The sequence below is a fragment of the Streptococcus suis genome, from assembly GCF_002960445.1.
Classification (GTDB): Bacteria; Bacillota; Bacilli; order Lactobacillales; family Streptococcaceae; genus Streptococcus; species Streptococcus hyiners.
The window spans coordinates 1-340 of sequence record NZ_POJD01000192.1 but is presented as its reverse complement, the minus strand read 5'-3'; the positions used below and the strand labels follow the sequence as shown (position 1 = coordinate 340).

At 47.4% G+C, this 340-nt stretch carries 1 protein-coding gene; it reads right to left on the bottom strand.

All coding sequences use genetic code 11. The features are described from left to right. The coding region (locus tag C1G53_RS07715) for an MBL fold metallo-hydrolase (protein WP_153046676.1) at nucleotides 1-340 on the bottom strand (340 nt) is incomplete at both ends.

Below are 340 nucleotides of genomic sequence, written 5' to 3'. Positions count from 1 at the left end.
AGGTGCTTGAAGGTCAACTCTGTATTATGATTGATTTCATGCAAAGTCGCATCACGGAGCAGACCGTGTTCTTCCAATTTGCCTCGAATAAGGGCGAGGGCTAAAGGTCCAGCATAGATTGGGACATTGGCCTGCTTGAGTAAGAAGGGAATGCCTCCGATGTGGTCTTCGTGCCCGTGGGTAATAACCAGACCTTTAACGCGGTCTAGGTTTTCAACGATGTAGGAGTAGTCTGGGATAACGTAGTCGATACCCAATAGGTCATCTTCTGGGAACTTGATACCGGCATCGACGATGAGAATTTCATCCTTATACTCGATACCGTAGGTGTTTTTCCCGA